The 18,527-nt window shown below is 42.4% G+C and carries 19 protein-coding genes; 13 read left to right on the top strand and 6 right to left on the bottom strand.

Going from position 1 to position 18,527, the window contains the following annotated elements; genetic code table 11:
- Positions 1 to 45: 45 nt before the first annotated feature.
- Positions 46 to 435, bottom strand: coding sequence for a desulfoferrodoxin family protein (locus C1A07_RS04935; protein ID WP_101876119.1), 390 nt, complete (start codon positions 433 to 435; stop codon positions 46 to 48).
- Positions 436 to 564: 129 nt separating this feature from the next.
- Between C1A07_RS04935 and C1A07_RS04930 the strand changes: the two genes are divergently transcribed.
- Genes C1A07_RS04930 through C1A07_RS04915 form a run of 4 tightly spaced genes read left to right on the top strand, consistent with a single transcriptional unit; the run spans position 565 to position 5,304 of the window.
- Positions 565 to 1,395: an aldo/keto reductase gene (locus tag C1A07_RS04930; protein WP_101876118.1), complete on the top strand. Its 831-nt coding sequence runs from the start codon at positions 565 to 567 to the stop codon at positions 1,393 to 1,395.
- A 21-nt stretch (positions 1,396 to 1,416) separates the two neighbouring features.
- A complete protein-coding gene (locus C1A07_RS04925; protein WP_101876117.1) occupies positions 1,417 to 2,205 on the top strand; it encodes a tetratricopeptide repeat protein in 789 nt (262 codons plus the stop codon).
- Entirely contained in the window at positions 2,192 to 3,109 is a 918-nt protein-coding gene (locus C1A07_RS04920) for a DUF4037 domain-containing protein (protein ID WP_101876116.1), read from the top strand. The genes C1A07_RS04925 and C1A07_RS04920 overlap by 14 nt, the downstream gene beginning before the upstream one ends.
- A gap of 14 nt (positions 3,110 to 3,123) precedes the next feature.
- Complete coding sequence (locus tag C1A07_RS04915) at positions 3,124 to 5,304, top strand: L,D-transpeptidase family protein (RefSeq protein ID WP_101876115.1); 2,181 nt, start codon at positions 3,124 to 3,126, stop codon at positions 5,302 to 5,304.
- Here the strand turns inward: C1A07_RS04915 and C1A07_RS04910 are convergent.
- The gene (locus tag C1A07_RS04910; RefSeq protein ID WP_101876114.1) at positions 5,281 to 5,706 is read right to left on the bottom strand and encodes a DUF3842 family protein; all 426 of its coding nucleotides are present in this window, start codon (positions 5,704 to 5,706) and stop codon (positions 5,281 to 5,283) included. The genes C1A07_RS04915 and C1A07_RS04910 overlap by 24 nt on opposite strands.
- A gap of 233 nt (positions 5,707 to 5,939) precedes the next feature.
- On the opposite strand from C1A07_RS04910, the gene C1A07_RS04905 reads away from it, so the two are divergent.
- From C1A07_RS04905 to C1A07_RS04875, 8 genes are all read left to right on the top strand, one after another.
- On the top strand, positions 5,940 to 6,791 hold the full coding sequence (locus tag C1A07_RS04905; RefSeq protein ID WP_330399430.1) for a basic amino acid ABC transporter substrate-binding protein: 852 nt from the start codon (positions 5,940 to 5,942) through the stop codon (positions 6,789 to 6,791).
- Positions 6,792 to 6,816: 25 nt separating this feature from the next.
- A complete protein-coding gene (locus C1A07_RS04900) occupies positions 6,817 to 7,509 on the top strand; it encodes an amino acid ABC transporter permease (protein ID WP_101876112.1) in 693 nt (230 codons plus the stop codon).
- Positions 7,499 to 8,242, top strand: coding sequence for an amino acid ABC transporter ATP-binding protein (locus C1A07_RS04895; protein ID WP_101876111.1), 744 nt, complete (start codon positions 7,499 to 7,501; stop codon positions 8,240 to 8,242). The genes C1A07_RS04900 and C1A07_RS04895 overlap by 11 nt, the downstream gene beginning before the upstream one ends.
- A 199-nt stretch (positions 8,243 to 8,441) precedes the next feature.
- Entirely contained in the window at positions 8,442 to 8,783 is a 342-nt protein-coding gene (locus C1A07_RS04890; RefSeq protein WP_242972251.1) for a type II toxin-antitoxin system Phd/YefM family antitoxin, read from the top strand.
- Entirely contained in the window at positions 8,783 to 9,076 is a 294-nt protein-coding gene (locus tag C1A07_RS04885; protein ID WP_101876110.1) for a Txe/YoeB family addiction module toxin, read from the top strand. Before C1A07_RS04890 ends, C1A07_RS04885 begins: the two co-directional genes overlap by 1 nt.
- A gap of 172 nt (positions 9,077 to 9,248) precedes the next feature.
- On the top strand, positions 9,249 to 11,132 hold the full coding sequence (locus tag C1A07_RS04880) for an N-acetylmuramoyl-L-alanine amidase family protein (protein WP_101876109.1): 1,884 nt from the start codon (positions 9,249 to 9,251) through the stop codon (positions 11,130 to 11,132).
- 146 nt (positions 11,133 to 11,278) lie between these two features.
- Positions 11,279 to 11,515 (top strand): hypothetical protein, encoded by a 237-nt coding sequence (locus tag C1A07_RS16280; protein ID WP_207654297.1) that lies wholly within the window; start codon positions 11,279 to 11,281, stop codon positions 11,513 to 11,515.
- Positions 11,499 to 11,990: a DUF3800 domain-containing protein gene (locus C1A07_RS04875; RefSeq protein WP_207654296.1), complete on the top strand. Its 492-nt coding sequence runs from the start codon at positions 11,499 to 11,501 to the stop codon at positions 11,988 to 11,990. The genes C1A07_RS16280 and C1A07_RS04875 overlap by 17 nt, the downstream gene beginning before the upstream one ends.
- Positions 11,991 to 12,457: 467 nt before the next feature.
- Here C1A07_RS04875 and C1A07_RS04865 read toward each other — a convergent pair whose 3' ends face one another.
- The 4 genes from C1A07_RS04865 to C1A07_RS04850 all read right to left on the bottom strand — a co-directional run bounded on the left by C1A07_RS04865 (position 12,458) and on the right by C1A07_RS04850 (position 18,115).
- The gene (locus C1A07_RS04865; RefSeq protein WP_101876107.1) at positions 12,458 to 14,188 is read right to left on the bottom strand and encodes an ABC transporter ATP-binding protein; all 1,731 of its coding nucleotides are present in this window, start codon (positions 14,186 to 14,188) and stop codon (positions 12,458 to 12,460) included.
- A complete protein-coding gene (locus C1A07_RS04860; protein ID WP_101876106.1) occupies positions 14,185 to 15,960 on the bottom strand; it encodes an ABC transporter ATP-binding protein in 1,776 nt (591 codons plus the stop codon). Before C1A07_RS04860 ends, C1A07_RS04865 begins: the two co-directional genes overlap by 4 nt.
- A 73-nt stretch (positions 15,961 to 16,033) precedes the next feature.
- Positions 16,034 to 16,651, bottom strand: a complete 618-nt coding sequence (locus C1A07_RS04855) for a TetR/AcrR family transcriptional regulator (protein WP_101876105.1) — start codon at positions 16,649 to 16,651, stop codon at positions 16,034 to 16,036.
- Positions 16,652 to 16,819: 168 nt separating this feature from the next.
- Complete coding sequence (locus C1A07_RS04850) at positions 16,820 to 18,115, bottom strand: DUF4368 domain-containing protein (RefSeq protein WP_101876104.1); 1,296 nt, start codon at positions 18,113 to 18,115, stop codon at positions 16,820 to 16,822.
- A 141-nt stretch (positions 18,116 to 18,256) separates the two neighbouring features.
- On the opposite strand from C1A07_RS04850, the gene C1A07_RS04845 reads away from it, so the two are divergent.
- A complete protein-coding gene (locus C1A07_RS04845; RefSeq protein WP_004070719.1) occupies positions 18,257 to 18,460 on the top strand; it encodes a helix-turn-helix domain-containing protein in 204 nt (67 codons plus the stop codon).
- The last annotated feature ends 67 nt before the right edge of the window (positions 18,461 to 18,527 follow it).

Raw genomic sequence — 18,527 nt, 5'->3', positions numbered from 1 at the left:
AAGAAAGCCGCACAATCCTTTTGGGACGTGCGGCTTTCCTGGTTTTTAAACGCTTTTCCAGAATCCGTGAAGATTGCAGAAGGCATAAGCTGCAGCCGGAAAATCTCCCTCTTCCAAAGTAAAGTGAACTACAGGGTCGCTGTCTTTAGTAAGGCAGGCTCTGTAAAGAGAACCGGCTTTTGTCTGAAGACATACCCAGGCAATATTGTGTTCCTGAGACATTGGATGCAAAATTTCTCCCACCTTGACTGTTACGTGAAGACCTGAAGTTTCAATAATGGGCACATGTTTCTCAGAAGCTCCGTCTGTAGTTCCAGGAATCATTCGGTCAAATGGTTTGCAGCAATCTGGAAGAGCAACGTTAGGAGAACCGCAGATTACCTCCAGAATTACATCATGGTTTGCATCAGTTAAAAAAACAGGTTCGTTTAACATGTTTATTCCTCCGTTTCTTTTGGTATAGATTGTGTTGTCTGTCAATACTATTTTTTCTTTATGAAGCTGTACTTATTCATAGAAAAATGGTATAATATGAAAACTTAGAAAGGAAGGAGGATTTTTGTAATGGAAAATTTTAAATTGTGGAATGGAGTAGAAATACCGGCAATTGGTTTCGGAACATATAAGTCTACTGTGGAAGAGGGAAAAACAGTAATTTTAAGAGCCTTGGAAGCAGGCTACCGCCATTTAGATACAGCGGCATTTTACGGCAATGAGGAATTAATCGGAGAAAGCATAAAGGATTCTAAAATACCCAGAGATCAGCTGTTTCTTACCTCTAAGGTGTGGAAAACCTGGCTTGGATATGACAACACTATAAAGTCTTTTGAAGAATCCTTAAAAAAATTGGGCACAGATTATCTGGACTTATTTTTAATTCACTGGCCGGCTGCGGCAGGTCACATGTATGAAGACCCTAAAGCTACAGATCAAAGCACATGGAAAGCTTTGGAGGATTTGTATGAATCCGGAAAAATCAGAGGAATAGGATTAAGCAACTTCCTGCCTCATCATTACTTAGGCCTGATGGAAACTGCAAAGATTAAGCCTATGGTAAATCAGCTGGAATTTCATCCAGGATATACTCAGCAGGCAGCTGTAGACTTTTTCCAGGCACAGGGCATTGTGGTGGAAGGCTGGAGCCCAATTGGCAGAGCCAGAGTGCTAGATGATCCCTTGATTCTGAAATTGGCGGAAAAATATGGAAAAAATCCAGGACAGATCTGCCTTAGATTTGCTGTTCAGAGAAATGTTCTGCCTTTACCTAAATCCTCCTCTGTGGAGCGAATGAAAATGAATCAGGAGGTATTTGATTTTCAGATATCAGAAGAAGACATGTACCGCCTGTTAACTATGCCTCAAACCGGTTGGTCCGGGGAGCATCCGGATTTATAAAATAAGATTAAGGATAAGCATATGGAGCAGGAGAAAAAACAGGAAAAGACAGTGTGCAGATCAATTCCTGTGAAAAAAGTCATTCAGGAGCTGGATGAGTATTTTGAAAAAAATCAGCTGAAGGAGGCCGGAGTACATTTGCGCAGATGGCTGGCAGAGGCAAAAAGCCTGGGCGACTGGCGGGGGGAACTGGCTGTCCAAAATGAGCTGATGGGATATTACAGAAATACTTTAGAAGAGGAACCAGGGCTTCTGGCAGTGAGGGAAGGCTTAAATCTGATTCAGACTCACCATATAGAAGACACGGTGACAGGGGCTACCTCTATGATAAATGCTGCCACTACCTTAAAAGCTTTTGGAAGGGCGGGGGAAGGTATTAAGTACTATGAAGCCGTCTTTCATATATTTGAAAAAAAGCTGGATAAGCAGGATTATCGTTTCGCAGGATTATATAATAATATGGCTTTGGCCTGGACTGATTTGGGGGAGTATGAAAAAGCAAAACAGTATTTTCACATGGCTATGGAGATTACAAGCAAACTTCCGGGGGGAATGATGGAGACAGCTATGACCTGGGTGAACCTGGCCTGCTTGTATGAGAAATGGTGTCTGAGCCAGGAGGACATGGATGAAAAGATTTCTTTCTGTATGGAAAATGCATGGCTGCAGCTGGAGGACCCTGGGGCAGCAAGAGACGGATATTATGGATTTACATGTATGAAGTGTGCAGACAGCTTTGGACATTTTGGATATTTTCTGAGAAAGAAAGAGCTGGAAAAAAGGGCGGCAGAGATTTATGAAAGGGCTTGAAATCGCTTATAAATTCTATGAGGAGTACGGGCGGGAGATGATTCACACCATGTTTCCTCAATATGAAAATAAAATTGCGGCAGGGCTGGTGGGAGAAGGATCAGAGTGTTTTGGATTTGACGATTATATATCCAGGGACCATGATTTTGACCCTGGCTTTTGCCTTTGGATTACAGAAGAAACAGAAAAAGAAATCGGATTTTCCCTATATCGGGCCTATGGCAAGCTTCCCAAAGAATTTATGGGAGTAAAGCTGATGGGACAAAGCTTTTTTGGAACAGGTCGAAAAGGCGTGCTGGAGATCGGTGAATTTTACAGCAGATTTACAGGTCGAAAAGGCGTTCCACAAAGCCTTTTGGAATGGCTTTATCTGCCGGAGCACAGCCTGGCCTGCGCTGTAAATGGACAGGTGTTTAAAGATGATGGCGGGGAATTTACGGCAGTGAGAAATCAACTGCTGGCCGGATTTCCGGAGGACGTAAGAAAAAAGAAGATCGCTGCCAGAGCTGTTATTATGGCTCAGTCAGGACAGTATAATTACGAAAGAATGGCAAAAAGAGGAGAGTTTGGGGCGGCCGCTATGGCGCTGGCTGAATTTATAAGGGCCGCTGTCTCTATGATTTATCTGTTAAACAACAGGTACACGCCTTATTATAAATGGATGTTTAAGGGGGCCAGACAGCTGCCTGTATTGGCTTCCACTGCAGAACAGGTGGAAAAGCTGGCTCAAAGGTCAGATAACTGCCAAAAGGAAATTGAGAACATTTGTATAGATATAATAGAAGAATTAAAGCATCAGGGGCTGACAGCAGGCAGCTGGGATTATTTGGAGCCTCATGCTTTTGAAATTATGGACAGAATAAAGGATTTTGGTATCCGCAGCCTTCATGTAATGGAAGGATAGAGGAGGAAAAATTTTTGGATGACAAGGAATTTCTAAATGAACTGGAGAAAAAGCTGGAGCAGGAAAGGGAGACAGAAGTAAAAGCCATAACAGAGGAACTGGAAAAGCAGACAGATATCTCCGACGATAAAGAAGCAACAGACATAAAAGAGAAAAAAGAGGGAGAACATACAGAAGAAACAGATAAAAAGGGTGAAGAACCGGAGAACGGCACAGAAGAAGGGGTAAAACAGCCAGAAAAGGGAAAAGAGCCGGAGCATGTAGAAGAGGCGGAGAAGGAAAAAGAGCCGGAACATGTAGAAGAGGCGGGGAAAGAAAAAAAGCCGGAGTATACAGAAGAGACAGGGCAGGAAGCTTTAAGGGAAGTGGAAGAGGTAAAGCCGGAAGAGGCGGAGGAATTAAAGGATTATTCCAGGGAGGCCAGAGCGGAAAGACTTTTAAAGAAAGTAGAAGAGCAAAATAAAGAAAGAGCCGAAAAGGGAATTATTTCAGAAGAAAAGGATGGCTTTAGGAAAAGCAGAAGGAGAAAAAAAGGCAGTGGAAAAGCAGCCTTAATTGCAGCAGCAGCTATAGTGGGAATTTTGGCTGTAGGCGGCGGTTATTATGTATATGAAGGCCAAAAGTATAAAACAGTATTTTTTCCGGGAACTGTGATTAACGGTATAGACGCCTCGGGAATGACTGTAGCCCAGGTAGAGGCGGCTATTGCAGCGGAAATTAATGGATATACATTAATTATAGAAGAAAGAGGAAATAAGTCAGAGACCATTTCCGGGGACCAGATTCAGTTAAAGCCGGAATTTGACGGGAGTCTGGGGCAAATGATAGCAGCTCAGAGGCCTCTTTCCTGGCTTCCTGCTAAAATGCAGGGAAATACTGCTGAAATTAAAACCCAGGTTTCCTATGATGAGAAACTTTTAGAGGAGGCGGTAGACAGTCTGGATTGTATGGACGAGGCTCAGATGACAGCCCCTGTATCAGCTTACGTATCCCAGTATACTCCGGGAACAGGCTTTGCCGTTGTGCCGGAGGAGCAGGGAACTGCTTTAAACAGGGATATGACTGTAAAAGTTATAGGCCAGGCTGCTGTAGGACTGCAGCCAAGGGTTTCTCTGGAGGAAAACAGCTGTTATTTGGCGCCTACAGTTACTAAAGAGGATGAGCAGCTGAAGGCAGTTGTAGATGAAATGAATAAATATGCGAATATGACAATTACATATCAGTTTGGAGATGCAAGAGAGACTTTATCAGGAGATATAATTGCAGGGTGGCTTTCAACAGACGGCATAACTGTAGATATTTCCTCTGAAAAAGCAGGGGAATATGTAAAATCTCTGGCGGAAAAATACGATACAGCTTATAAACCTAAGACTTTGAAAACATCTTATGGTCCTACTGTAACAATTACAAAAGGTCATTATGGCTGGAGAATCAATCAAGGCGAGGAGACTGCACAGCTGCTTGCAGCCATTGGCACAGGGGAAAGTCAGGAAAGAGAGCCGGTGTATTCTCAGACAGCAGCCAGCCGGGGAGAAAATGATTACGGGGACACCTACGTAGAGATTAATCTTACGGCCCAGCATCTGTATTTTTATAAAAACGGGGAAAAGCTTATAGAATCAGACTTTGTGTCAGGCAATGTATCTAAGAATTATACAACGCCTCCTGGTGCCTACCCTCTCACATATAAACAGAGAAACGCTATTTTAAGAGGGGAGGGCTATGCTTCCCCGGTGTCCTACTGGATGCCTTTTAACGGGGGAATCGGTATGCATGATGCAAACTGGAGAAGCAGCTTTGGAGGAACCATTTATAAAACAAGCGGCTCCCACGGCTGCATTAACCTGCCTCCTGCAGTAGCCAAAACGATTTATGAAAATATCTCTCAGGGAATGCCTGTGCTGTGTTACAATTTAGAGGGAACAGAGAGCAAAGGCTCTTCTGTTAAGCCTGCACAGCCGACTCAGCCGGAGACAGAAAGCTCTGCTGCAGCAGAGCAGCCTACAGAAGGGCAGCCGTCACAGCCAGAGTCAAATCCGGCAGAACAGCCTGCACAGCCGGCAGAGCATCCGTCTCAGGAGCCGACTCAGCCGGAGACAGAAAGTTCTGCCCCCACAGAGGCGCCTACAGGGCCTGGAGATCAGGTGGGGCAGCAGCCTTCACAGGAGGTTTCAGGACCTGGAGCAGGTATGTAGACAAAAGTTTTCTACTTGTTCAATCACCTCTTTAATATGTTCAGAAAGAGATTGGGATTTACATCCTACAATATAATGACTGCAGCGGTTAGTGGGAACCAGGATTTTTAAAGCCTGACTGCTGCTGACAGCATTGGCCATGGCCGGCGTAATCTCCCCTAAGAGAGCGTCGGCCATTACTATGCCTACAGGGCCGATAATCAGGTCCGCATTAGAGGCATTGACAATCACCGGATTTTCCCCGGTGGCACCTGCGTCCGCCCCGGCCTTTAACATGGAAGATGTAGCCAGGCTGTTAGTTCCCAGGGCAATGATATAAAGCTCCGGGTGAGCTTTTTTTAACTGCTCCACAATCGCTTTCCCCATTTTTCCGCCTTGTCCGTCTATTACAATTAATTTCATATTGCGCCTCCTTATATGTTTATGCAAAATATATTATAATACAGAAAATCAGAGGTTTACAAGAACATGTGGTGAAAACCTGTATGTTTTCAGCAAATGCGTATACTTTTGTATTTATCACTTGATTTTTTTGAGAAAACGTATATAATATGATATGTTGCAATTAATAAATATGCATTTTATTTGCATACAAAATGTATGTAAAGGCATGTTAAAAACAGGAGGAAATTATTATGAAAAAATCATTGGCAATTCTTATGGCTGCTATGATGGCAGTAACAGCTGCCGGCTGCGGAAGCAAGCAGGAGGAGACAACAGCTGCACAGACTACAGAGGCTGTAGAGACAGGAGATACAACAGCGGCCCCAGAGGATGCAGAAACAGAAGCAGAGGCAGAAGGTGAAGAGACAGCTGCCACAGGCGGAGTTCTGACTATGGGTACAAACGCTGAGTTCCCGCCATATGAGTATTATGAAGGTGGAGATATTGTAGGTATTGACGTGGAAATTATGGCTGCAGTCGCAAAGGAAATGGGAATGGAATTACAGGTAGAGGATATGGCGTTTGATTCTATTATCCCTGCAATTTCCAGCGGTAAAGTAGACGTAGGCGCAGCAGGTATGACTGTAACAGAAGAAAGAAAGGCATCTGTAGATTTTACAAATACATATGCAAAGGCATCTCAGATGATTATTGTAAAAGAGGGCAGTGAAATTGCAGGACCTGCAGATCTGGAAGGCAAGGTAATCGGCGTTCAGTTAGGAACTACAGGAGATCTGTACTGCACAGACCTGGAAGAAACAGGTTCCACAATCGAGCGTTACAACAAGGGATTTGAGGCTGTTCAGGCTTTACTTCAGGACAAAATTGACGCAGTAGTAATCGACGGCGAGCCTGCAAAGGTATTTGTAGAGCAAAGCGAAGGCTTAAAGATTCTGGAAGAAGCATTTACAGAAGAAGAATATGCAATGGCAGTGAAAAAAGGCAATACAGAGCTGGTTGACAACATTAACGCTGCTCTTGAAAAATTAGAAGCAGACGGAACTTTAGATGAAATCGTAGGCAAGTACATTACTGCCGAATAAATAATATACGGAAGGAAAGGGTGCCATGTGGGAAAATCTTTCAGCAAAATTTTATCTGAATTTTATTGCGGATGACCGTTGGAAATATATTGTAGACGGACTGAAGGTAACATTAACCGTCACTTTCTTTGCCGTACTTTTAGGAATTGTAATAGGTTTTGTGATTGGCGTTATCCGTTCCACCTATGACAGAACCCATAAATTAAAATTCCTGAATTTTCTGTGCAACATATATCTGACGATTATCCGGGGCACGCCGGTAGTTGTACAGCTGATGATTATTTATTTTGTCATCTTTGGAAATTCCAGAATCGACAAGGTTCCGGTAGCGATTCTGGCATTTGGTATTAACTCTGGCGCCTACGTGGCAGAAATCTTCCGCAGCGGCATTTTGTCTATTGAAATCGGACAGATGGAGGCAGGACGAAGCCTGGGATTTAACTATCTTCAAACCATGTGGTATATTGTTATGCCTCAGGCATTTAAAAATGTGCTGCCTACACTTTGTAATGAGTTTATTACACTGTTAAAAGAAACATCAGTATCAGGTTACATTGCCCTGCAGGATTTAACAAAGGGGGGCGATATTATCAGAAGCCGTACATTCAGCGCATTTATGCCTCTGATTGCGGTGGCCATTATTTATCTGGCTCTTGTTATGATTTTCACCTACTTTGTAAAATGTCTGGAGAGGAGGCTGAGACAAAGTGAACGCTAATACACAGCCCTTAATTCAAGTGCAGAACCTGGGAAAAAGCTTTGGAAAGCTGAAGGTTCTGGAGGGAATCAACGTAGATATTCACCAGGGGGACGTAGTTTTTGTTGTAGGTCCTTCTGGTTCAGGAAAAAGTACATTTCTCCGCTGTCTGAATAAGCTGGAGGAGCCTACAGAGGGAAAAATTTTCTTTGAGGGCGTAGATATTCTGGATTCTAAAACAAATATTGACAAGCACCGTCAGAAGATGGGCATGGTGTTTCAGCAATTTAATTTGTTTCCCCATATGACCATTTTAAAAAATATGACCCTGGCTCCTATGAAGCTGCAGAAAAAAAGCCAGGAAGAGGCGGAAAAGACAGCCATGGACCTGTTAAAAAGAGTAGGATTAGACGACAGGGCCGGCGCATATCCAAGCCAGCTGTCCGGCGGACAGAAGCAGCGTATTGCTATTGTCAGGGCCCTTTGCATGAAGCCTGACGTTATGCTTTTTGACGAACCTACCTCCGCCTTAGATCCGGAGATGGTTGGGGAAGTATTAAATGTAATGAGAGATCTGGCAGAGGAAAAAATGACTATGGTGGTTGTTACCCATGAAATGGGATTTGCCAGAGAAGTAGCTACCAGAGTTATGTTTATGGATGGAGGAAATTTTGTGGAGGAAGCGCCTCCGGAAGAATTTTTTACGAATCCTAAAAACGACAGATTAAAGGCCTTTTTAAGTAAGGTACTGTAAAATTATATATAAGGGCGTCCCCCAATTATCTGTAATTAATAATTGGGGAACGCCCTTATTTTATAAGTATTCCTTATTTAAAATACTATTTTTGTCATAACAAAAAGAAAGTTGCATATAATAATAAAAAAGGTTGACGTACGTTAATACGTACGCTATAATAAAAGGGACTAATAAAATCTCGTTCAAAGGAATATTGATGAGAAAATTTTACTTTACAAAAGAGTCCGTACTGAATGAACGAGAAGAATACATTACCAAAGAAGTTGATAAAAGAAAAGGAGATTTTATTATGTCAACAATTAATATTACAAATGCAAGAAAGGATCTTTATAACCTGGTTGAAAATGTTGTGACTTACAATGAACCGGTTCTTATTGTAGGAAAAAAGGGAAATGCAGTTCTATTATCAGAAAATGATTGGAATGCAATACAAGAGACAATATTTTTAAATTCTGTACCAGGTTTGGCAGAACAGATTATAAAAGGAGGTCATACTTCTTTAGAAGAATGTCTGCCAGAAGAAAAGGTTGAGTGGTAATGTTTCGGATTGTTTATGAAAAGCAGGCTGTTAGGGACATAAAGAATTTGAAGACGGCAAAACTTGATAAAAAGGCAAAAGACTTGGTGGAAATTGTAAGAACAAATCCATATCAAAATCCTCCCTCCTATGAAAAGTTAGTGGGAAATCTTTCAGGATTTTATTCGCGCCGGATTAATATTCAACATCGGTTTATTTATCAGGTGTATGAAGAAAAAGTTATTGTTGACGGAACTACATATGATGGAACAGTGAAAATTATTAGCATGTGGTCGCATTATGAAGATATGTAAAAGGCAAGCGCAGGCAGAGGAAATGAATCTTCTGAAGGCGCTTTTTTCCTGCCCCTAAAAACTTAAAGAAATTTTATGAATTTCTTCAGAAATCGGTTGACGAAATCATACAGGGGAGGGGGTATAATGGGGATGCCGTATAAAGCAGAGAAGGGCAGGAAAGGAGAAACGTATGAAAACAGTAAAAAGATATTTAGCCTCGGCTTTGATTGCCGCCATGGTGTTTACAAGCACAGGAATGACAACCTTAGCCGCGCAGATGAAAGGAGGGAGAGCCGCTTCAGATGCAGCAGGAAGCAAAGAAATCTCTGTTACATTACCTAAATCAGAAACATTAGACTTAGGAGAAACAAAGAACGTAACAGCAAAGGTAGAGTGGAAAACAGCAACTCCAGGAGAAGCAACCCCAAGTGAACCGGCTACTCCAAGCGAACCAGCAACCCCAAGTGAGCCGTCAACCCCAAGTGAACCAGCAACTCCAGGGGAGGCTACTACAAGCGAGACAGCTTTGTTCTTAAAACTTGTACAGGGCGACGTGGAATTTATAAGCAGCAACGAGGATGTTCTCCAGGTAAATGTCGTATCTGATTTTGACGGAGACGATGGAGATGAGGGAGAAACAAATGTAGAGCTTGAGCTTTACGGTCAGGGAGTTGGAAATGCAACACTTCAGGCTGTAGTAGACGGTCAGGTAAAGGCTGAATGTGAAGTAGAGGTAAAAGCTCCAAACTTTAAATTAAGTAAATCCAGTGTAAAGGTTGACGCTAATAAGGATGCAGACAATCATACTGCAGAAGTAGAGGTGATCACAGATTATGAAGATGCATTTGTAGATGCAGAAGTGGGAGATGATCAGATAGCAGTGGTTGACCAGGACGGCAATATCTTTACAATTACAGGATTAAAGGCTGGAGAAACAGAGCTTGTTGTTACTATAGACGGTTTAGGAGAAAAGATTGAGCTTACATGTAAAGTAACAGTTGTTGATACTACTGTTTATGATGTAAAGCCAGAGGCGTCTGAAGTAGTAATTGCAGTAGATCCAGAGGATGTAGCTACCCCTGAAATTCCATCTGACCTTCCAGAGGGATTAGAGATAACTGCAGAAGATATGAAACTTCTGAAAGAAAACGCATTAAGTGAAATATTAGGTGATATTGAATCTAATTTCTATGTTGCAGAATTTGTTGACGAGGACGTAGACGGAACAACATTTAACATGTCTGGAATTATGGAAGAAGGCCAGAAGGCAGTGGTAACAATCGAGGAAACCCTGAATTCTATTGAATTGGAAGCAGTAGTAGTTGGGGAAGGCCAGGATGCAGAGGTTGTTGTCAGAGCCAAGAAGCTTGGTTTTGATGTAAAACCATATGCAGATATTTTAAATGCAGACGGCAGTATAGCAAAAGAAAAACAGGATTTAAGCAACCTTACTAATAAAAATAAGGCTGTGAAATTCCCTCTGCCAGTTCCATATTTCAATATTGATGAAAATGCTAAGTATGGAAAAGTAGTACATAAAGCAAAAACAGGTACATATACAAGCTATCCTGCAATTCAGGATGAGTATGATGCATATTATGTAAAGGTTACAACGAAAAATGGCTTCTCACCATTTGAATTGACCTTTGTAGATGAAATTCCAAGCACACATGTTCCTAGCGGCGGCGGCTCCGGCTCCGGCGGCAGAAACGTTGTTTCTGAATCAAACGGAACATGGGTTCAGGATGCAAAGGGATGGTGGTTCCGTCTTTCAGACAACTCCTATCCAAAGAACGGCTGGTATGAGTGTATTGTAAACAATGTTAGAAACTGGTACTGCTTTGACGAGGAAGGCTATATGAGAACCGGATGGGTAGACAGCGACGGATATCGTTACTTCCTGCATAATGTATCAGACGGAAACCAGGGATATATGTACACAGGCTGGCATGAAATTAGTGGAAGCTGGTACTATTTCCACACAGAAACAGGCGGTCCAAAGGGCTCACTTCTGGTAAACGGCACAACACCAGACGGATATCAGACAGGAGCGGACGGAGTTTGGATTCAGTAAGATATCTGAAAATTTATAACTAAATTAAATATGAAAAAGCGATAGATAGGATAAAACTGTCTATCGCTTTTTCGATTGAAGTGATATACTTTGTTTAGAGAATAGCAGGGCTGAAGAGATTTTTGATGTTGAAGGAGAAAAGGTACATGGGGACTATTTATAATGTTTATTGTGATGAAAGTTGTCATTTGGAACATGATGGAATTAATGATATGATTTTAGGCGCTGTATGGTGTCCACAGGATAAATTAAAAGAGGTAAATAAACGTATAAGGAAAATAAAAGAGAAGTATGGAGTAAGATATGAAGCCGAGATAAAATGGACCAAAATTGGTCCGGTAAAAAAACAGTTATATTTGGATATCGTTGATTATTTTTTTTGATGATGATGATTTACATTTTAGAGGATTGATTGTTCCAGATAAGAAGGAATTAAACCATGATAAATTCAATCAGACATATGATGATTGGTACTATAAAATGTATTTTGATATGTTAAAGGTTATTTTTGCTCCAAAGGACAGATATGAAGTATATATAGATGTAAAAGATACAAATTCATATCATAAAGCTCAGAAACTCCATGAGATATGTTGTAATAATATGTACGATTTTTCAAGAACTATAATAAGACGGGTTCAGCCAATTCGTTCTCAAGAGGTATCAATTATGCAGGTTGTGGATATTCTTATTGGAGCTTTAGGTTATCAAAATCGAATATTTGACATGAATGTAAAAAAGAGCGAAACAAAACAGGATATTATAAAGTTAATCAAAGAGCGATCAGGTTATCAGTTGAAAAAATCAACTTTATATAGAGAGGAAAAATTTAATTTACTAAGGTGGGAAGCAAAATGAGAAAAATTTCCTAAGTTTGAAGGAAAGAGGGTAAAAATAAGATTTTCTCCCATTGAGTATGGAAGAGAAGAAGCTTTTTATCATGTTACATGTCAAGATTATGAGAAGGAGGGGAAAAGAGTTCCGGATTTCAGGAGATGCGAAAGAATAAAATGGGTTCGTAAGTTTATTGAAAATTATCAGTGTAATTTGAAGGAATGTGAAGAAGAGCGGTATATGGTAGTGGTAGAATGTAGAGAGCGGTATTGTCTGCTCATTACAGCATTTTATTTTGAAAAGGATCACAGTTTGCAAAATAAAATAAGAAAATATAATATTTATAAAGCAGAAAGCGCCTTACAGAGTAAGACGCAATCAGGAACTCCTTCTACACTGGTAGATAAGCTACTTCAAGTATATCATAGTTTTAAAAAATGTCAAGAGAAAACAAACATATGTTCTTTTGCATTTTGCCCGTCTTTTTTGTGTTAAATCCCCCAATTTTGACTAAGCATCTGCAGTTTTACCATACGAGGATAAATGCTTCCTGTATTCATCAGTTCTGCAGGTTTTCCCTGTTCGGCAACGCAGCCGTCTGAAAGTACGACCACCTTGTCGGCGCCGCTGACAGTGCGCATACGATGAGCAATCACAAGTACAGTTTTGTCCTTGATTAATCTGGACAGTGCGGCCTGTATTAAGGTTTCATTTTCTACGTCAAGGCTTGCCGTTGCCTCGTCCAATAAAATAATAGGAGAGTTTTTTAAGAAGGCTCTGGCAATGGAAATACGCTGCCTTTCTCCACCGGACAGCTGGCAGCCATTTTCACCGATCATACTGTCATAGCCATTGGGAAGCTTTAACGCAAATTCGTCACAGTTGGCCATTTTTGCAGCCGCTATTACTTCCTCATCTTTAGCGTCTTTTTTTCCGATTCTGATATTTTCCATAATCGTGTTGTTAAACAAAGTTACATCCTGAAATACAATAGAGTAGAGGGATAATAAGGTTTCAGGCTCTATTTTTGATATATCCATGCCGCCTACAGTGATTTTTCCTTTATTTATATCCCAGAAGCGGGAGGCAAGGCGGGATACTGTAGTTTTGCCGCCGCCGGATGGCCCTACTAAAGCTGCAACCTCCCCCTGCTTTGCTGTAAATGAAACATCCTTTAAAATAATTTCCCCAGTATTGTAAGAAAAACCTACATGGTCAAAGGTAATATCATAGCCCTTATTTGTCATCTGGCTGCTGCCTGTCTGAATCGGGTGATAGAGAATTTCGTTCATACGGCTTATATTAGCCTTGGTGGAGATAATAGCCGCAAGGTTTTGCAAAGCTCCCTCAAGAGGAGAGTACAGTCTGGAAGCCACAAGCAAAAACATAAAGAACAGGGGAATATTAATTTCTCCCTTAATAAGGAGAGCAGAGCCTACAAGGACAACAGTAGCAATACCGAATTTTAATATTAATGTTGAGGAAACTACAAACAGGGCGGTGCCAAGCTCTGTAATAATATGGCGTTTTTCCACATAATCAATTTTCTTGTTAAGACCTTCTAAGTAACGCTCCTCTGCATTATTTGTTTTTAAGTCCTGCAGACTTTCAAGACACTCCTGAACGCCGCCTTCCAGGGCTACATTGGCGCTTACAGAGATACGGTTAAAATAATCCTGTATACGGGATGAAAACATAGTAATGGCAAATGCAATAGGCAAAACCCAAACTGCGGCAAGGGCCATTCTCCAGTCATAGGCAAAAAGGCAAATGCCAATGACAGTGGCAGAAATAAGGGAGCCTACTAAAGCAGGCACAAAATGAGAAAATGCTGTTTCCAGGGTGGCGCAGTCGCCCATAATGGAATTTGTTAAATCAGCAAGATCCTTTTTTCCGAAAAAGGACAGAGGAATTTTGCGAAGCTGTTCAGCCAATGCAATACGCCGCACCCCGCTTTCGACATAAGTAGCTAAATAAGTAGCGTTATACTGAAACCAGGTGGCTATAAATATAAAGGCCAGGCACAGGAAAGCGCCGGCAGCATAAAAAATAACCCGGCTTCCTGATATGCCTTTGTCCATAATATCAATGACAAAGGAGTACAAAAGTCCTACGGGAAACATAAAAGACATATCCTGTACCACGCAGGCAATACAGCCTTTTATTAAATCTATAGCTCCTTGTCTGGATAATGCAAATCGTCTTTGTAACATCTGAATCATGCTTTTGCCTCCTTTGAAATTTTCCATTCTGTAGACTGGGAGTAATTCTTCCACATATTTGTAAACAGGCCGTTTTTCTCTAGCAACTGACTGTGTGTGCCGCTTTCGGCAATCTGGCCGTTCTGCAGAACATAAATACAATCAGTGTCTGTAATAGACGACAGCCTGTGGGCAATCATAATCACGGTTTTTCCCTTGGAAAGGGCGGATAAAGCCTGCTGTACCCGCACCTCGTTGTCCGGGTCGGCGAAAGCGGTGGCTTCGTCCAGAATCAGAATAGGCGCGTTTTTCAAAATTGCCCGGGCAATGGAGATTCGCTGCTGTTCACCGCCGGACAGATATACTCCGTTTGTACCTACAACCGTGTCTATGCCGTCAGGCAATTTTTCTATAATATCCAGGCACTGAGCAGACTTTAAAGCCTCTAGGACTTCTTCACGTGTCGCCTCCGGCTTTGCCATGCGCACATTTTCCAGTATGGATGCTTTAATAAGGCGGCTGTGCTGAAATACAAAAGATACCTGATTCATTAACGTTTTCTTTGGAATAAGGCGTATATCTATATTTCCTATTAATACGCGTCCCTTTTGAGGATCAAAAAATCTTGTTACAAGATTTGCAAGAGTTGTTTTACCGCCGCCGGACGGACCTATGAGGGCGATTGTCTGTCCAGGCTTAATAGACAGAGACACATCATTTAAGGCGTTTTTCTTTCCGTCGTAGCTGTAGCTTACGTGCTCTAATGTAATGGAGTTGTCTGCAGGCACATTATTTTTCTCTTCCTCAGATAAGGGCTGTTCATTTAATATTTCATCAATTCTGCTTATGGCGTCTGCCGCAATCATTGAATCCTCGCTCATAAACATGATTTTTGTCAATGTTGTTCCAATAACAGGAGTGATTATAATGTAAAAAATCAAGTTTAACAGCAATTCATTGGTTACGCCGTTTCTTGTAAATATAATGCCTCCGGCAATTAAAAAGGCGAACACGCCGTTAATAGCAGTTGTATAAAACATCATAGGAAGCCTTAAAGCTTTTGTATATGCAATTACCCATTTCTCGTAATTATCAATAGTCGCTTTAAAACGTTTAAAAGAAAAAATTGTCTGGCCAAAGGTTTTTACTACAGGCACGCCTCTTACATATTCCACAGCCTCATTAGACATATCTGAAAGGGCGTTCTGGTATTCCTTTAATTTCTGCTCCATATTTTTGCCCGTCATTTTCATCATAATCAGGAAGCCAAGTACAACAGGAACAAGGCTTAGCAGTCCCAGCCGCCAGTCAAATACAAGGAGGAGAACAAGCAGTCCTATAGGAGTGGCAATGGCCCCTGCCTTATCAGGCAGCCTGTGGGCCAGATAAGTTTCTGTGGCAGTGCTGGAGGTATTGACAATTCTCCTCAGCTTTCCGCTTCCATATTTTTCCGTTACTCCAAGAGGCAGGGCTGCAATGTGCCGCATAAGCTCCTTTCTAATATTGGCTGCAACCCGGAACGCACTTAGGTGAGAGCACAAAAGGGCGGCTATGTAAACAACAATAGATATAATTGCAAATAATACTGCGGACCAGCCGTACTGCGTAACATTTACAGCCTGGGAGTAATCTGGGGAAACCTCCAGTATGTCCCGGATAATACGCCATATATACCAAAAAGGTATAAGAGCCAAGAGAGCGCTTATGACAGACAGGGCCCAAGAAAGATAAGTCAATATTTTATGCCCTCCGGCATAGCTCATCAATCTGGATAAATTAGACTGCTTTTTCATTGAAAAACCTCCTTGAAAATATTTTTGTGATGCATAGTTAGTTTTGACTAACTTTTATGTAAAAACTATAGGGCTATTGCCCCATAATTTTCATCCACCCGGCAGTGTAAAAGGTCCGCAGTTCCTGCAAATAGATTTCTGCCTGATCCAGCGGCATTTCGTGAATCACTAATTCAAAAAAAGCATTAAACATTCCGGTAATCAAAATGTGTTCTAGGCGCTGGTCAATAAAAGGAGCCGGCCTGCCTAAGGACTTTAGAACATTCATATAATTGTGGGTAGCCGTTGTCTCAATCTCTACCATTTCGTCAATCAGCCCGGAAAAGCGGGTTCCTTCTGCGCCGCATAAAATAAGCTTAAATACGTCTAAATGCTCATATGCGTAATGCAGCATATCAAACATACAAAGTCCTGAAATATTGCTTAGATTTTCCGGCTGCTGCTGAACAGGCAGCTGGGCGAACTCTGTCTGGGCTTTTTGAAAACAGTTTAACATAAAGTCATAATGTTCCCCCACTAAAGCCTCAAACAGCTCCTCCTTGCTTTTAAAGTAACCATAAAATGCTCCTGTGGTCATACCCACTGTTTTTACAATATTGCGGAGAGAAGCAGACTGAAAACCTTTTGCCAGAAATTCTTTTGCGGCGGCCTCTAAAATTAAATCTAAAGTTGTTTGTGATGTTTCATTCATAAGTGTTCCTCTTAAAATATAACAGTGATATATAACACTGTTATATAATACGACAAATAATAAAAATTGTCAACGAAAAAAATGTGCGCCGAAGCGTCCGCCCTGATAAGGATGCTTTTTGGTTCTAAGCATGGCCCCAGGATGTTACGGAATCCTGGGGCCGTTTCGTCATGCCTGGCCGATGAAATTGAAGTAAATATCGACCTGCTGGGTGTAATGCTTTTTCTTGTGCCGCCCGGAGCGTTCGTGTATCTCAATCCGCTGAATAAACTCCCGCACCAGCTCCGGCGTCAGTTCCGTAATATCCGTGTACTTGTCCACCAGCCTGCGGAAGCGGTCGGCGTTCAGAAGCGTGTCTTGACGGTTGGCAATCTCATTTCTGAGCGTTTCCGCCTTTGTTTCAAGTTCCGCCTTTTCCTGCTCATAGCCCTGCACCAGCGTTTGAAATTGCCCATCGGAGAGATGCCCCAAAGCCAGTTCCTTTTTCGCCCTGCTCTGATGGCTGCTGGTGAGCCTTTGGAACAATTCGTCCCAGCTCCCGCACTGGCAGAAATAATGCCGTGAGCCGCAGTCCTTGCAGTAGACCAGCCCGGAGAGAACATCCTGTTGTCCCAGCTTGGTGGGCCTCCGCTTGCCCTGCCGCACCCGTTGGACGATCTCCCATGTGTCCAGAGCGATCAAAGGCTCATGGGTCCCCTCAAAGCGGAGTATCTTGTCCGGCGGGTTCAGAAGGCTCTTTTTGCTCTTGAAGGATGGGGTATAGGTCCGGCAGTTGATGGTGTTGCCGATGTATTCCTCGTGCTCCAGAATACCGGCTACTGTACTCCCAGACCAGGCATAGGGCCTGTCCAGATTCAAAGCGGAGTGGCGGACACCTCTGGTACGGTAGGCGTAGGCGGTTGGGGTGAGGACTTGTTCCTGTGTGAGTATTCTGGCGATCTTGTCCGGGCCAAGCCCGCCGGCGCACAGCTCAAAGATACGGGACACCACAGGGGCGGTCTGTTCATCTGGGATCAGATGCTTTGGGTTTTCTTCATCCTTCTTGTAGCCGTAGGGGGCGGAAGTCCCAATCCGTTCTCCCCGCCGCGCCGCTGCCATGATGACCGCCTTCACCTTCTTGCTGGTATCACGGGCGTGCCACTCGTTGAACAAGTCCCGCACGGCAATGCTGTCATCAATCCCGTTGATGGTGTCCACGCCGTCGTTGATGGCGATATAGCGGACGTGATGCTGGGCGAAGGTTTCTTCCAGCAGGATGCCTACCACCAGCCGGTTGCGGCCCAGGCGGGAGTGATCTTTGACGATGATGGTGGACACCCGTCCCGCCTCTACCTCTGCCATCATCTCCAGATAGGCCGGACGGTCGAAGGTCACACCGGAGTACCCGTCATCCACAAAGAACCGGGGATTCTGGAAACCGTTCCGTTCTGCGTACTCTTGTAAAATCTGTTTTTGAGACGCGATTTGTCAAGGGTACTTTCTCTTTAGAAATACAATTATTTTTTCGAATTATATTACAGCGGTAGCAAACACAATGTTTGAGTTTTTGACAAAACAGTGCTATACTGTAGGTAGTTATGATTTTCCTTGAATGGAGGCATAGGAATGAAAGTAAGCTATAAAAAACTCTGGAAAATGCTAATTGATCAAGATATGAAAAAAAGAGATTTAGAAAAAGCTGCTGGAATTAGTCATTATACTATCAATAAATTAAACCACGGCGACAATGTAACCACGGATGTTTTAGGAAAAATCTGCATGGCATTGAATTGCACAATAGATGACATCATGGAATTTGTTGACGAATAAGTTTGAAAATAAAAATGGGCTTTCTTAAAAAGCAATCTGTTTTGTAAAAGAATCCTCAAGTATAGGA

The organism is Lachnoclostridium edouardi (assembly GCF_900240245.1).
Lineage (GTDB): Bacteria > Bacillota > Clostridia > Lachnospirales > Lachnospiraceae > Lachnoclostridium_A > Lachnoclostridium_A edouardi.
This window is presented reverse-complemented; position numbering and strand designations above follow the sequence as displayed.